Source organism: Nostoc sp. (assembly GCF_036916735.1).
Taxonomy (GTDB): Bacteria; Cyanobacteriota; Cyanobacteriia; order Cyanobacteriales; family Nostocaceae; genus Nostoc.
Map to the genome: position 1 here is coordinate 1 of NZ_JBALFV010000006.1, position 14,049 is coordinate 14,049.

Annotated in this window: 16 protein-coding genes; 8 read left to right on the forward strand and 8 right to left on the reverse strand. The window is 40.1% G+C overall.

The window, feature by feature from the left end; all coding sequences use genetic code 11:
* Positions 1-416: 416 nt before the first annotated feature.
* On the reverse strand, positions 417-788 hold the full coding sequence (locus V7L20_RS02225) for a zinc ribbon domain-containing protein (protein WP_334742499.1): 372 nt from the start codon (positions 786-788) through the stop codon (positions 417-419).
* 259 nt (positions 789-1,047) lie between these two features.
* On the opposite strand from V7L20_RS02225, the gene V7L20_RS02230 reads away from it, so the two are divergent.
* Positions 1,048-2,412, forward strand: a complete 1,365-nt coding sequence (locus tag V7L20_RS02230) for an AAA family ATPase (protein WP_334742500.1) — start codon at positions 1,048-1,050, stop codon at positions 2,410-2,412.
* Positions 2,412-3,002, forward strand: coding sequence for a Rho termination factor N-terminal domain-containing protein (locus V7L20_RS02235; RefSeq protein WP_334742501.1), 591 nt, complete (start codon positions 2,412-2,414; stop codon positions 3,000-3,002). The genes V7L20_RS02230 and V7L20_RS02235 overlap by 1 nt, the downstream gene beginning before the upstream one ends.
* A 32-nt stretch (positions 3,003-3,034) precedes the next feature.
* On the opposite strand, the gene V7L20_RS02240 is transcribed toward V7L20_RS02235, so the two are convergent.
* Positions 3,035-3,982, reverse strand: coding sequence for a glycosyltransferase family 2 protein (locus tag V7L20_RS02240; protein ID WP_334742502.1), 948 nt, complete (start codon positions 3,980-3,982; stop codon positions 3,035-3,037).
* 250 nt (positions 3,983-4,232) lie between these two features.
* On the opposite strand from V7L20_RS02240, the gene V7L20_RS02245 reads away from it, so the two are divergent.
* Entirely contained in the window at positions 4,233-4,655 is a 423-nt protein-coding gene (locus tag V7L20_RS02245) for an ester cyclase (protein WP_334742503.1), read from the forward strand.
* Positions 4,656-4,896: 241 nt separating this feature from the next.
* Positions 4,897-5,646, forward strand: a complete 750-nt coding sequence (locus tag V7L20_RS02250; RefSeq protein ID WP_334742504.1) for an SDR family NAD(P)-dependent oxidoreductase — start codon at positions 4,897-4,899, stop codon at positions 5,644-5,646.
* A gap of 13 nt (positions 5,647-5,659) precedes the next feature.
* On the opposite strand, the gene V7L20_RS02255 is transcribed toward V7L20_RS02250, so the two are convergent.
* Positions 5,660-6,442, reverse strand: coding sequence for a hypothetical protein (locus V7L20_RS02255; protein ID WP_334742505.1), 783 nt, complete (start codon positions 6,440-6,442; stop codon positions 5,660-5,662).
* Between the two features lie 162 nt (positions 6,443-6,604).
* Here V7L20_RS02255 and V7L20_RS02260 point away from each other — a divergent pair, with 162 nt between their 5' ends.
* Entirely contained in the window at positions 6,605-7,330 is a 726-nt protein-coding gene (locus tag V7L20_RS02260; protein ID WP_334742506.1) for a gamma-glutamylcyclotransferase, read from the forward strand.
* A 77-nt stretch (positions 7,331-7,407) separates the two neighbouring features.
* Here V7L20_RS02260 and V7L20_RS02265 read toward each other — a convergent pair whose 3' ends face one another.
* The 3 genes from V7L20_RS02265 to V7L20_RS02275 all read right to left on the reverse strand — a co-directional run bounded on the left by V7L20_RS02265 (position 7,408) and on the right by V7L20_RS02275 (position 9,214).
* Positions 7,408-7,788: a DUF120 domain-containing protein gene (locus tag V7L20_RS02265; RefSeq protein ID WP_334742507.1), complete on the reverse strand. Its 381-nt coding sequence runs from the start codon at positions 7,786-7,788 to the stop codon at positions 7,408-7,410.
* Between the two features lie 144 nt (positions 7,789-7,932).
* On the reverse strand, positions 7,933-8,574 hold the full coding sequence (locus V7L20_RS02270) for a TetR/AcrR family transcriptional regulator (protein ID WP_334742508.1): 642 nt from the start codon (positions 8,572-8,574) through the stop codon (positions 7,933-7,935).
* Positions 8,575-8,695: 121 nt separating this feature from the next.
* Positions 8,696-9,214 (reverse strand): GNAT family N-acetyltransferase, encoded by a 519-nt coding sequence (locus V7L20_RS02275; RefSeq protein ID WP_334742509.1) that lies wholly within the window; start codon positions 9,212-9,214, stop codon positions 8,696-8,698.
* A gap of 722 nt (positions 9,215-9,936) precedes the next feature.
* Between V7L20_RS02275 and V7L20_RS02280 the strand changes: the two genes are divergently transcribed.
* Positions 9,937-10,416 carry a beta-lactamase hydrolase domain-containing protein gene (locus tag V7L20_RS02280; protein WP_334742510.1) on the forward strand — a complete coding sequence of 160 codons (480 nt, stop codon included), beginning with the start codon at positions 9,937-9,939 and terminating at the stop codon, positions 10,414-10,416.
* Positions 10,417-10,494: 78 nt separating this feature from the next.
* Here V7L20_RS02280 and V7L20_RS02285 read toward each other — a convergent pair whose 3' ends face one another.
* Both V7L20_RS02285 and V7L20_RS02290 read right to left on the reverse strand, forming a co-directional pair.
* Entirely contained in the window at positions 10,495-10,665 is a 171-nt protein-coding gene (locus V7L20_RS02285) for a hypothetical protein (protein WP_334742511.1), read from the reverse strand.
* 177 nt (positions 10,666-10,842) lie between these two features.
* A complete protein-coding gene (locus V7L20_RS02290; RefSeq protein WP_334742512.1) occupies positions 10,843-11,256 on the reverse strand; it encodes a hypothetical protein in 414 nt (137 codons plus the stop codon).
* Positions 11,257-11,655: 399 nt separating this feature from the next.
* Between V7L20_RS02290 and V7L20_RS02295 the strand changes: the two genes are divergently transcribed.
* On the forward strand, positions 11,656-12,219 hold the full coding sequence (locus V7L20_RS02295) for a PadR family transcriptional regulator (RefSeq protein ID WP_334742513.1): 564 nt from the start codon (positions 11,656-11,658) through the stop codon (positions 12,217-12,219).
* A gap of 313 nt (positions 12,220-12,532) precedes the next feature.
* The gene (locus V7L20_RS02300; protein WP_334742514.1) at positions 12,533-13,915 is read left to right on the forward strand and encodes a carotenoid oxygenase family protein; all 1,383 of its coding nucleotides are present in this window, start codon (positions 12,533-12,535) and stop codon (positions 13,913-13,915) included.
* Positions 13,916-14,049: the final 134 nt, after the last annotated feature.

Here is a 14,049-nt window from a genome sequence, read left to right on the forward strand (position 1 = left end):
TGCGAACGCCAAAGTAACAAATGCGAACGCCAAAGTAACAAATGCGAACGCCAAAGTAACAAATGCGAACGCCAAAGTAACAAATGCGAACGCCATGATTCTGAGAGTGAAGAAATAATACTTCCTCAATTAAGCCCACTTCGGCTACGCTCAGGACAAGCTCAGTGCATCGCCTACATTTATGTATGGGGTTCTCCCCCTTCATGGGTGTCAACTTAAGCTTAGAACCATACAGCGTAAGTCTTTGGGGTTCTCTCTATATAAGGATTCAAGTGGCAGGGTATTGACAAAGGGGACGCTTGGAGTAGAGTATCACAATCATGAACCTCAACGTACCTCAACAAATTGTAACTATTTAGGTCTGTATTAGACCCAACACAGAAGCGTTATATTCCCCACTCCCCAGAAAACCCAAATCAAGACCTTAATATAACGAACAACAAACAGACCAATAATAAACCCAAAAGTAACAGCAAAGCCTGATTGCGTTTTACCCAACTTTTTACAGTTTTTGCAAAACTGTTAGTGTAGCGCTGCTGTTGCAACTCTAACTTTGTCTCTTCAATATTTTGGTAGAGGGTACAGTCTTTAGCGTAGGGACGCTGAGGAAAATTGCAAGTATCATCAGCATGATAAGTGCAGGTGTCACACAGATACCCACCCCCAGTAGCGCGATGCAATGGAATACCAGGATGACCGTAAGCTTTGAGTGTCGTCCGGCAATAGGGACAACTAATAGCTTGACTATCAACGAGTTGATGGCAGTGGGGACAAGATACAGTAGCCAAAACCTTTAGCGCAAATAGGTAAACACTTTGATTCTAGCCATTTACAAGGGGAATGGGGAAATACATACGTAGCCTGTTAATTTTGAATCTGACTAGCTCTCAAAATTGGTTATTTTATCAGCAAAAGTACTAATTTTATAATGATTTTTTAGATTTTTCTAAGTGATTTATATCACTCCAAATAATTAAGGCTATGCCATAATCTAGCAAATATAAGGTTTTGTCTTAAGTCCAATAATTATTTAGAGGTAGAAAAATATTGCCTTTTAATCCTGAGCTGTGCCGTAACGAAAGCGAAGTTGAAAGCAAACTCATAGTGCAATATTTGCTACCACAGCTAGGTTATACTCCTGACACCTGGCATCAAGAAGTTGCCGTTGGTAGCATCCGCTTAGATTTCTTAGCATTTGCTGCACAAGTGATTCCCTTTGTCTTAGATGCCAATTCACCGTTGAGTGTCGTCATGGAAGCAAAGCATCCTAAACAAAACTTAAATAATCATGTCTCCCGACTCAGGCATTATTTAACCAGCTTGAATGTCAGATATGGATTGTTGACTAATGGCAAAGAGATTAGAATCTATCAAAAATTGCAGACTGATATTCAATTAGTATTTCAATGTTCTGGGAAAGAAGTTGAGATCAAGATAGATAAAATTAAAAGTTTAATTGCTAGACAAAATCTGAAAGAAGGGGAGTTAGTAGATAAACCGAAAGTTCAAATAACTGAAAATAATTTAAATCTTGAAACAAAGAGGCAACATTCAATGAAAACAATTGCAATTTACCACAATAAAGGTGGTGTAGGAAAAACAACTGTTACAGTTAACTTGGCAGCTGCTTTAAGAAAGAAGGGAAAGAGGGTATTAATAATTGATTTAGATAGCCAAGCTAATACTACGTTGGCAACGGGATTAATTAGATTTGATGATGAAGAACTAGATGATTTAAAAGATTGTAATATTAGTCATGTTTTGCTATCAGAAGACTCTTTTCCTATAAAAGAGGTTGCTAGAAAATCGCTATTTAGTCAACCAGAGATTGATGTTGTTCCTTCTCACATTAATTTAATGAAGTATGAATCAGAACTTACTCAACAGCCTGATAGTAAAATGATGTTGATTGGAAAATTAAATGTGATAAAACATGAGTATGATATTGTTATAGTTGATACACCTCCTGCTATTGACCTGTTTTCTGAAATTGCCTTAATAACAGCTGACTATTTACTTATTCCTTCGGATTTAAAGCCTTTTGCCAACCAAGGGCTATTGAATGTAAAGGAGTTTATCAAGCGAATAGATAAGTTAAGAAAATTTATTAGTAAATCACCTATTGAAATACTTGGTGTTCTTCCTTGCAAAATTTCAACCAATGCTAAATTTATCCAATCTACTTTACCAAAACGTATAGAACAGATTATAAAACGCTATGGCTTGAATGTGATGGATAGTGTCATATATGAAAGAGAGGATCTAGCAAAATGCGGCGAACAAGTTAAAGTTATAGGTAACATGGAAATACCTGATCCCAGGTCTGTCCTTGATTTTAAACCATATTCTACTTCTGCTCAAGAAATGGAATTATTAGCAATAGAAGTTTTACAAAAAATAGGAATGCCTTAATGAAACTATCTAATTCATTTATAGCTGTAAAAAAAATCTCTTCTCCTGTTCTACGCTCACAATTCTCAGAAGATGAATTGACGCGGACAGCAGAGTTAATTTTGAAAGTTGAAGGAATTATCAATCCATTAATTCTTCGTATAATTAGTGCCCAGTTATATGAGGTTGTTGATGGACATTTTGAATACTATGCTGCTGCTAGAGCAAAAGAGATAGATCCTCAAAAAGGTGAATATATTGGAGCATTCATTATTGATCCAGATAATGAAGAAGTTCTCCAAAAACAAATTGAATTAATGAGGAAAAGAGAATTCGGTGACAATGACGTAAAACAAAAGTTAGAAAGTCTTACTGCTCAGATTGCTGAATTAACTGAATCAGTCAAAAAAATTGAAAATATTTTGAGTGATGTACAAAAGCCGAAACGTAGCAATCAGAAAAAAACTCAAAAAGAAACATCTCAAGAGTCTGAGTATGACTCTTTGACAGTTGCACAGCTTAAAGAGATAGCAAAGCAACACAAAATAGTAGGTTTTTCAAAAATGAATAAGGATAAACTCATTACAGCAATAACTCATATTTCCCTATGACGTGAAAAGTCAGTTGCAGAATATGTCACTATCTAACCCCGCACCTGTCGCAGTACATTAAATGCCTTACCCCGAAACCCAACTGGTAACAGCGATAATCCTAAACCAGTCCAAGCTTTAGCAGTTGAAAAAGACTGTCCTGCTAAAACTAGCTCTCTGCCTTTTTGCGTTTCACCTTTTTCAATTAAACGCAAACCTAATAATAATTGCGTTTCAGTTAGACGATTTTGCCTGATTTTTTCTATTTTTTCATACTCAAATTTATAACTTTCTAAATACCGCATTTTATCAAATAAATAAGGAATCGCTCTATTAATACCTTGCTGCTCTGCATGGTAGCGATATTCCATCAATAATTCTGGTAAGTAATAGCCCTTTTTTCCAGCCAAAGCCAGACGCACAAATAAATCATTATCCTCACAATTTTGCAGATTTGGCTGCATATATCCTAATTCTTGCAATGTTTCACGGCGAAATAATGTCGCCCCAACTTGAAAGCTTTGTTGAATAAATACAACTTCTAACAAATTATCTACAACACCTGCTGGTAAATTCTTCCTACCCCAGCGATGAGAATTTTCTTTAGTTTTTACCTCATCTCGCACATTATTAATATCAATTATCCAATGGTCTGTACCAACAAAATCAATGCTAGAGTCTTGAGCAAGAATAGCTGCGGTACTTGCGATAAAATCGGGTGTTAGCCGATCATCATCATCAAATTTAATAAAATATTCACCATTGGTAGCATCAAAGCCTGATCGCATATTATTACTTTTACCAATATTTTGCGGATGACGGATATATTTAATCCGGTGGTCTGTATACTGTGACATCAACTCAGGTGTGCGATCGCTAGAACCGTCATCACAAATAATTAGCTCAAAGTCTTGCTCAGACTGATTAAGTACACTGTCAATGGCATAAGGAAGGAGATGAACACGATTAAAAGTAGGAATGCAAACAGTAATTTTAGGCATATATTATACTATTTTATGAGATATAGTCAATAAAAGTTTATATCAATTTTCAAAAATGATTTAATATTGATATAGTTTGCATGATGTTAACATTACCCGTTGTTTGTTTGCATTAGTAAAATCCGTGCTGTGCTATCGTTTATCCCAAAAATTCCCTGTGCCGTTGGGCATTAAATTAAAACACTCAGCCGACAGTTAATCACTGATAAATAAATACTATTTTTAATTTATAAGTAAAAAAGGAGTAGCAATGTCTGGCATTGAAGACAACAAAATAATTGCTCGACGGTGGATAGAACTCATTAGCGAGCATCGGATTGAAGATATCTGCGAGATGACTGCTCCAACTTGGAGGATACACGGTAGTTTACCTGGGCTTCCTCCAGGGCCAGATGGGGTACGTAAACTCTTTGGTTCATTTGGGGCTATCGAGCAGAAATGGACAATTGAAGACATAATTGCTGAAGGTGACAAAGTGGTAGTACGTGCGACTAATACCTGCGTTCAGGAAAGTTTCTTTGGAATACCTAGTAATGGCCGAGAGCAAACATTCACCGCTATATTTATTCATTGGATTGTTGATGGGAAAATAATTGAAACCTGGCGAAACGCTGATGATCTCGGACGAGTTCTTCAGCTTGGGGCGCGGATTGAACCAGGAACGTCTAGGTAATAACTTTAGAGACTTGCTGAACAAATGGCGAGTCTCTCCACCTTGGTGAAATAGCAAAACAGACACAAAGCCTGCAATAAATGTTAATGCAAATTGAGATAAGGCAGCTTTTTGAGTCATTGCTTATACAAAAACTTCTAGAACTAGCTTCTTTGAGTTGTTTATGATAGTTTACTAACTAGTGTAAATACAGTAATTTTATCAAGTTACTGTATTCTGTAAAACAACATCTTTGATATAAATGATAAGAAAATTAGAAGAAAAAGTAGCAATTATCACTGGTGCTTCAGCCGGAATTGGAGAAGCAACTGCGATCGCTTTGGCTTCAGTTGGAGCAACAGTAGTCCTTGCTGCTAGGCGTGGCGATCGCATTCAGGCATTAACACAACGTATCGAAGCTAGTGGTGGCAAGGCATTGCCTATTGTCACTGATGTGACTGACGAAACCCAGGTAAACAACTTGGTGGCAAAGGCAAATGCAGAATTGGGAAGGGTTGATATCCTTGTGAATAATGCAGGGATTGCCTTACTTGGCACTATTGAAGCTGGAAATAGCTCAGACTGGCGGCGATCGTTTGACCTCAATGTATTAGGACTGCTATATGCTACTCATGCTGTTTTGCCTCTTTTTAAGGCGCAAAAATCGGGGCATATAGTCAATATTTCCTCAGTGGCTGGCCGAACAGCGCGGGCGGGCATTGGTGTTTATAATGCTACCAAGTGGGGTGTCAATGCCCTTTCGGAAGCATTGCGCCAAGAAGTCCACAAGGACAACATCCGCGTCACCATCATCGAACCAGGTTTGGTGGATACGGAAATTGACAGTCAAATAACTGATCCTATTGCCAAACAACGGATCGAAGAACGACGCAAGGCAATTACACCTCTGCAAAGCGAAGACATTGCTGCTGCGATCGTTTATGCCGTTACCCAACCACCGCGCGTTAATGTCAACGAAATTCTCATCCGACCAACGGGACAAGAACACTAAACAAGTACAATTCTTACCTGCGTTGACGTACTCTTAAAATTGCACCTGAAACACCCAAAGCTAATATAGCTACAGTATAAGTTGGTTCAGGAACAGCAATAATGCTTACCCTGTTGATGGCAAAAGCCCTATTTAACTCAGATGTGCTGAAAACGAGTCGTGAGATGTTAGCAGTTTCACTGCGAATCCCAAGGAACAATGCCGAATTATCCAATGTGACTGAAGAAGTCCCCGGTACTGAGAAAGTACCCAATAGGTTATTGGCACTATCAAAAGCTGAGACAAACGTGTTGAATTCTGGAATATCATCTACAGCTATTTGAGTACCAGCACCAAAAACAGGCTGATCAAAGCTAATGGTCAAAGGGCCCGGGTTGCCAATTGCAGGAAAACCACTTCTTGGGTTAAAGCCTGTGAAAAGAAGAAAATCACCATCAGTGAAGTTGGTCGGAATGCCTTTGGGTATAAAAGAGGTTTGAAAAACAAAAGGTGGGCTAATACTAGCATCGTCAACTTGAGGTATATTTACACTCAGAGATAGACCGCCTTCTGATACTGCTGAAAAAGAGTTAGGCAAAAATGCCGAAGGATCGGGAGCAAAGGGATTGAACACTTTACCCAAACTTGACCAATCGATTGCGTCATTGCCTCCGAAAGCAGCACGACTAGTTACTAATGTAACTGCTTTAACTGGTAGTGGGAGAATTGCTATTAAAGTTGTAATTGCTAGTTTGGTGGCAATTGCTGGTAAATATTTAATTGATAATTTTAATAATTTGTTTGTCGCAAATGCCACAAAGCTTACTCCTTATTTCGTAGATTGGCATCATCAAGATACTGCTGCTTATAGTTAGGCTTATCGTTAATCCTACGGTAAAGGGAGTTCTATGTTAATTAATTTCTCTTAAAGTTATAGTGAAATTACTGAAGATTTACGGAAAAGGAAATAATCTCAATTATGTCACTCAGTCGTAGCGACCTCGAAGCTGGAAATGAACAGACAAGGCTATTAGAAGCATCACACTCTGGAATAAAACTAACTACTCTGAGCGAAGATGAGTTACAGCGATCGCTCCATGAAACATTACAACAGCAACCGCCAAATTCTGATATCTGGATATTTGCCTATGGTTCGCTGATTTGGAATCCCTTAATCACATACGTCGAGCGCCGTGCTGGGATCATTTATGGTTGGCATCGGTGCTTCTGTACATGGATGATCCTCGCTCGTGGTACTCCAGAAAATCCGGGATTACTCTTAGGACTTGATCGAGGCGGTAGTTGTCGTGGTATTATTTATCGCATTGCGGCTGCTGATGTCCCATCCGAATTATTACTTATTTGGCGCCGGGAGATGTTGGGTGGTGTCTACGTTGCTCGTTGGATAAAAGTGTTTGATGGTACGCAAGAATTCCAAGCGATCGCCTTTGTTGCCAATCGCCAACATCCCAGGTACGCTGATCAGATATCATTAACAACCACTGTAAATAGTATTGCCACCGCATCTGGAAAATTGGGTTCCTGCGCTGATTATCTGATCAAAACTGTCGAGGGGTTGATGGCAGAAGGTATTAAAGACAGACAATTACTTTTGTTACGTAAACAAGTGTTGGCAAAACAACAAGCGCTTTTAGTTAGTAGCGAGCGCTCTACTTTATCCCCTATTTACGGGCAACAGCCATGATCTGAGCGCTCATCCCCAATATATAGGGTTCAGTTTCTAACCAACGAATCGCTTCTAAAAGGCGATCGTGGTCAGATTTATCTGACATCGTGAATCTCAACTTCAATTAAATCATTATCTTTCAGGTTATATAGCTCCCGAAGTTTAACGTCGCAAGCTATCTCAATAATTGTTTTTGGATGATCTCCACTGTCAGTGTTATTTTTGTCTGTTCTTAAGATAAAAGCATCTCTGCTAAATATCTGACAGGGAACAATGCTAACAGAAACAGTTCCTCCATATTCTTCCTTTTCCAGACGAATTACCTTTTTTGGAAGCTCGTAAGATTGTTCTAGTTGAATATTTAAAGTTCCAGGAAAGAATTTCATTCCCGTTTTTCTCAAGTAATATTTTTGGAGTTTCTCAATCCAGTAAGAAAAGTTTCCTAAACCACTGACAACTTTACCTTTCAATTTCATATATATTTATTATTTTTATAAATAGGTTGGTGAATTTTAATTACTATTAATATCGATTGAACATAAATTGTATTCAGTAGCGATCGCTAAAGTTGTTGCCTCATCAGTAGTTTTGCTAGGGAGCCACGCAGAAATAACTTACCTTCAAAAATCATGGTTTACAATCGTATTAACAACTGAGAGGGGAGTGGCGCTAATACCGCACACAAAAATATCTACACAGGTTTCTATATAGTCCTCACAGCTATAGCTGCCTTGATTGAAATTTGCACTACGACATAGCATTCCAGCTAATAGCATTCCTTTAAACATATCAACTGCTGGGAATAGATCAAGGTCTGCTCTGACAGTGCCTAGTCTCTGACTTGATTGCAAGTAAGCTACTAGTTTTTCCCCTAAAGGCTTGGCAGCTTCTTGAATCACTTGTTTCGCTTCCTCAGGATGACGTTTGGCTTCTCCAATGAAGGTACGAATTAAGTCTTCCTGCGCCTCTAGCATAGTATTGTAAAGATGGGCATACTGTATTAAATCAATTTTTAGATTCTGTGTCCACGCTTGGGGGTATACAAGGGCTTCTGTTTGGAGTACCAAGGCGTTTTTGATAACTGCTCCCAAAAGTTGTTCTTTGCTAGCAAAGTGGCGAAATAAAGTCACCTCATTCACACCAGCAACACGAGCTATTTCACGGGTTGTTGCTCCTTGAACACCTAAACTAGCAAATACCTGCGAGGCGGCTTCTATCAAACGTCTACGGGTGAGAGTTGATGACCGGATGGTTTTATTCATTTATGCTAGCAAATACTTATTTTCATGATATGTTATTTGAAAAAAACTGTCGCAATTTGAAGATAAATAATCTTAATACTAACATTTTTAAATTTATTTAAAATCTTATATTGGCTCAAATTTATTTCGGTGCAATAGCTAATAATTTACTCATTTTAGTAACTGGGACAACTATTCCACTTCTTAAATAATGAGGTGCTCTTTGGATGGCAGTAAATCCCAGTCGTAAATAGAAGCCTTCGGCATAGAGGCTAGCAGTTGTAATTACCTTATTTATACATTGATTAGTCGCTTCGTTGCAAAAATGTTGAACTAAAGCACGCCCGACCCCTTTACCTTGATATTTAGGATGGACATACAGCCCAATTAGTTCATCAACAATAAAACTAGCAAAACCTATTACAAAATCTCCCTCGATCGCAACCCAAAAAGTTTCCACTTTCATGCTCTTCAAGATATTTGAACCATCAGGTTTGTCACGGTTATTACGCCAAGCTAAAAGTTCTTTTCGGGTGTAGAAAGTTGCAGGCAGAGCTTTGATGGCAGCAATATGAATTGCACTTAGCACCCACGCATCTGTTTCTTGGGCAGGCCGCAGAAATATTTCGTTAACGCTCATAGGTTCAGGATTGGTATTCAAATTACATGCCTGTTTGACTTTTTAGTATGTTATGAGAAATTCTTGTACTGAGTTTGTCCTGAGCTTGTCCTGAGTTCAGCCCGAGCTTGTCCTCTTGGTAGTCGTAAAGCCTGCGGCATAGCTACGCTTAAGGCGCAGCCTAAGAAGAGAAGGGCAAAGCCGAGGGGCGTAGTCGTAAAGCCTGCGGCATAGCTACGCTTAGGGCGCAGTTTCTCGTAGAGAAGGGCGTAGTCGAGATGCTCAGTACAAGTCAGTGACCATCGTAGACATTGCAACACGTCAACTAGCCAAATTTTTAGCTACTTTACTGATCTTAGCAGTTTGCCATTGAGTCATAACTCACTGAAAAATTTGCTGTTTGATATCCTGAAAATTTTGACTCGCATCTATAACGCAAGCAAGTACAGCCGCACGCGAACTTTAGGGATAACCACTGATCGCCGCCTGTAATTTTATCGATGACAACTCCTAAACTATAAGTTCCGGTAATTTTATACGTAAAAAATATAATAGTTTTCAATTTACATTAACTCTATCGATAAACCGTATATTATGAATAAAGCAATAAAATAACCAACTTCAAAAGAAATATTTTGAAGTAATCAAGCAATATATTTTGATATTTGGCTAATTTTACGGTGGTTATTTGAATATCTTCTTAAAGCTTGGTGATTCGACTATTTACCAAGCTGGAAGCCATTAGAAATTGAAAAGGAGTGAATGTGATCAACGCCATACAGATTAACGAAAACTTGACAACAACCGGACAAGTTATACCAAAACAGCTTGAGCAAGCTATCCAAGAAGGTTTTAAGTCCGTTTTAAATCTGCGATCGCCAGATGAGCTAGGATTTTCCCAGGATGAGCAAAAAGTAGCAGAAGCATTGGGGCTGCATTATACGAATGTTCCACTCAAGGTGGATTTAAAAAATTTAAATGAAGAGGCTATTACGAAAATCCTTGCGACACTCCAAGAAATTCCTAAACCAGCAGTGGTGCATTGTGCAGCCGGGATGCGATCAACTGGAATTGCGCTCTTAAGTATCGCTATCCAAGAAGGATTAACACCAGAAGAAACTTTGGCAAAAGCTAAGAATCTGGGTTTTGGATTCTTTGAACACGCTGGCGTTAGTCCTCGGCTGAAGCAATTATTTGTAGACTACGTTAACAAACACGCGAAAGTAGCTGTGCCTACTTGCTGAAACAGCGAGTTTAACAAACTTCTCCGAGTCGAAGAGGAGCGGTTTTGCATAGTAAAACCAGGGAGAGGTTTCTTTTACTCAGGTACAAGCACAACTCAGCAGTGGATGAGCAATAGCTTGAGCCACAACTGCTATAGCTATTGGTGCATAATTTTCACTAAAATCAGATTCGGAAACTGGGAGCAATGCCCCTTGATATTGTTCAGTGCGAATCACAGAAGAGGCAGAGGGGAAGGGAGCAGGGAGCAAGCCCTTCTCAAGAGCGTAAAGCAAAGCTTACCTTGGGTACGTTCGCGAAGCGTCTCGAAGAGAAGCCCCGTTCTTTCAGGACGCTTGACTAGGGCAAAGTACAAGCTCCGTTTCAGTCTTTCCCCCTTGCCCCCTGCCCCCTGCTCCCTTGCCTCTTGTAACCTTGACAGGGCTACCTTAAACCTTTAACGTGAGGAATCTTGATATTTCCGCATGTGCTAATACAGCACCAGGTTCGCGCTGGAGAGCGTTGTAATACTTTCTCTCGAAGGTATTGCCCGTCTCTAACGGTATAATCAGCGTACGCACATCAGCAATCAACTTTTCAAAGTCCTCCATTGCTATCGGTTCATCTGCTTCGAGCATTTCATCAACTTGCACAACCATCTCAGAAATGCGATGTAGCCAAGCAAATTGTTCATGAGCGATAACTAGCTGAAGAAGTTCTCCGCTTGATACTCGTCCACTAACCTGCTCGTAGGCAATGCGTTCTGTATCCAACAACATCTTATGAAGGTGGAGTAATTTATTTCGTAAATCACGCAGATATTGATGTTGACGTATTCTTTGTGAAAGTGTGTTAGAAGTCAATGTTACCCATCCTTTCGTTACGATAGTCTTCAATGGCTTAAATAATTGCTGCGTCAGTATTTATCACAAATAGACTGTAGCGAACCACTGGTTGGTTGAGTGATATGCTAGCGATGAGTAGCATATCCAATGATGGCGTAGCAAGATCCTGCAGGTTTACGGGAGCGGAACTCAACATACATCGCCACTTCCTCACTGTCTTGTGCAAACAGCATCATTAGCCATCTGCCCAACCTCAGTTCATCTATTCGGTTTCCTTGTTAAGACGCATGACAATTAACATATCTTTTTATAACTGTTGGATCTTATATTTGATTACTCATATATTAGCATAAACTTATAAGAAGTACATAATGTGGAACCTATCGAGAAAATATCAATTATGGGAAAACTGTCTTAATGTCGCTAGCATACGTAATTCTAGGTCTTCTTCAGCAGCAAGAAATGACGGGCTATGACCTTAAAACGAGCTGCTTTGATCAATGCATTGCCCATTTGTGGCCAGCAGACCAGGCACAAATTTACAGAACTCTCGATAAGCTAGTTGAGCAAGGCTGGATTACCTGTACAATTGAGATTCAGCGCGATCGCCCCAACCGTAAAGTCTACAGCGTAACGGAGCCAGGGAAAGCCGAATTCGCCCGATGGCTTGGAACTCATCAGCCTTTGCCGACTGTACGAGAACCAATGCTTGCCCAGTTGCATTTTGCAAATCAGTTGCCGAATGAAACGATCATTTACCTACTAGAACAACAATTGGCGGCTCGAGGCAAAAAGCTTGCTGAATGTGAAATCATCGATTTACCATCACTTGGTGATGAGTCTGCCAACCGTGAGCAAGTAATGCAAAGGCTTGTGCTAGAGTTGGTGATCCGAAGAGAACAGACTTATATTGATTGGTTAAAGATAGCTCTCAATGTTCTCACTCACGAAAAGCCTTATTCAAATTACCAGATTCTTTGACACTTCCTAGCACTAAAACGACGAAGATTCCTGTTTCAACCGTCTTCTTTAGAATGATTGGTTATCTTCTGTTTAGATACGTCCACAGGCTTAGACCATATACTATGGGGCGTTTTCATCACAACCTCCAGCATCTCAAAGACACTAAGCTGTTGGCTCTAGTGTCTGTCCCATTAGTTACGATGGGTGAAAAAGTTCGTAGTCAGGATTAAAGTCCTGGATTTTTAATCACTTCAGTGCTTACTACAAACCCAGCAAAACTTTTGCGATAGACTAATAGCTCGTTTTTCTGTAACTCTTATATATCAAGCCAATGGTAACAACAGCAATCAATCCTTATCTTGATCGCAATTTTGCTCCAGTTCATGAAGAAATCACCACCGATAAGTTGTCAATCATCGGTGAATTACCCCTTGACATATCGGGGATGTTTGTCCGAAATGGCCCTAACCCTCAATGGAAACCCATCGGTGAATATCACTGGTTTGATGGGGATGGGATGTTGCATGGTGTGCAAATTAGCAATGGTGTAGCCACTTATCGTAACCGCTACGTCCAGACAGCCGGATGGAAAAAAGAACGAGAAGCGGGTAAGGCTCTCTGGAGTGGGTTGTTAGAACCACCAAAAATGGATAATCCTCACGGTGGTTACAAAAATACTGCCAACACTGCTTTAGTGTGGCACGCAGGTCAGATGTTGGCGCTGAATGAGGGGGGTAAACCTCACGCCATCAAGCTTCCTGAATTAGAAACTATTAGCGAGTATACCTACAATGGCAAGCTGGTTTCTGCTTTCACAGCCCATCCCAAAGTAGACCCGGTTACAGGTGAAATGATCTTCTTTGGCTACTCTTTCTTTGCGCCACCGTACCTGCAATATAGTGTGGTTTCAGCACAAGGCGAACTATTATGGACAGTGCCAATTGACCTGCCAATGGGGGTAATGATGCACGATTTCGCCATTACTGAAAACTACACCATTTTTATGGATTTGCCGTTGACTATTAACCCAGAAAGAGCGCAACGGGGAGAACCTGTGATGATGTTTGAGCGCGATCGCCCAAGTCGTTTTGGCATTCTACCACGTCACGGTAACAACAGTAATATCCGATGGTTTGAGAGTTCCTCTTGCTACGTCTTCCATACCCTCAACGCTTACGAAGAGGGAGATGAAGTAGTGCTGATTGCTTGTCGCATGAGTTCTACTACTGTTTTGAGTTCAGATAATTCGCAAGGCGACCCAGAAGGAAATATCCCGCGCTTGCATGGCTGGCGATTTAACCTCAACACAGGGACAGTACGCGAAGAAATGTTACATGATATAGCTTCTGAATTTCCCCGCATCAATGAAAACCTATTGGGGCGACAAAACCGATATGGCTACACTAACAAAATGGCCAATCATCCCCTACCTTTATTTGAAGGTATTATTAAGTACGACTTCAGCAATGGACAATCCCAAACCCACGAATTCAAAGAGGGGCGCTATGGCGGTGAAGCTGTGTTTGCACCGCGTCCTAGTGCAACGGCTGAGGATGATGGCTGGCTGATGACTTTCGTTCACGATGAGGGTTCAGATACTTCAGAATTAGTAGTGGTGAATGCCCAAGATGTGACTGCTGAACCTGTAGCGCGGGTGATAATTCCTCAACGAGTGCCTTATGGATTTCATGGTACTTGGGTTGCACAGGAATAGCTAAATAGGCGGTTAAAAAAGCTTGCTCATAACCTTCTTTTACCCCCTATTGGGGCAGGGCTAATTTATTGTGATGAGAGAAAAATTAGGGTAGCCAGAAATTAGATACACTAAATCTTTATAGCGGCTGATTT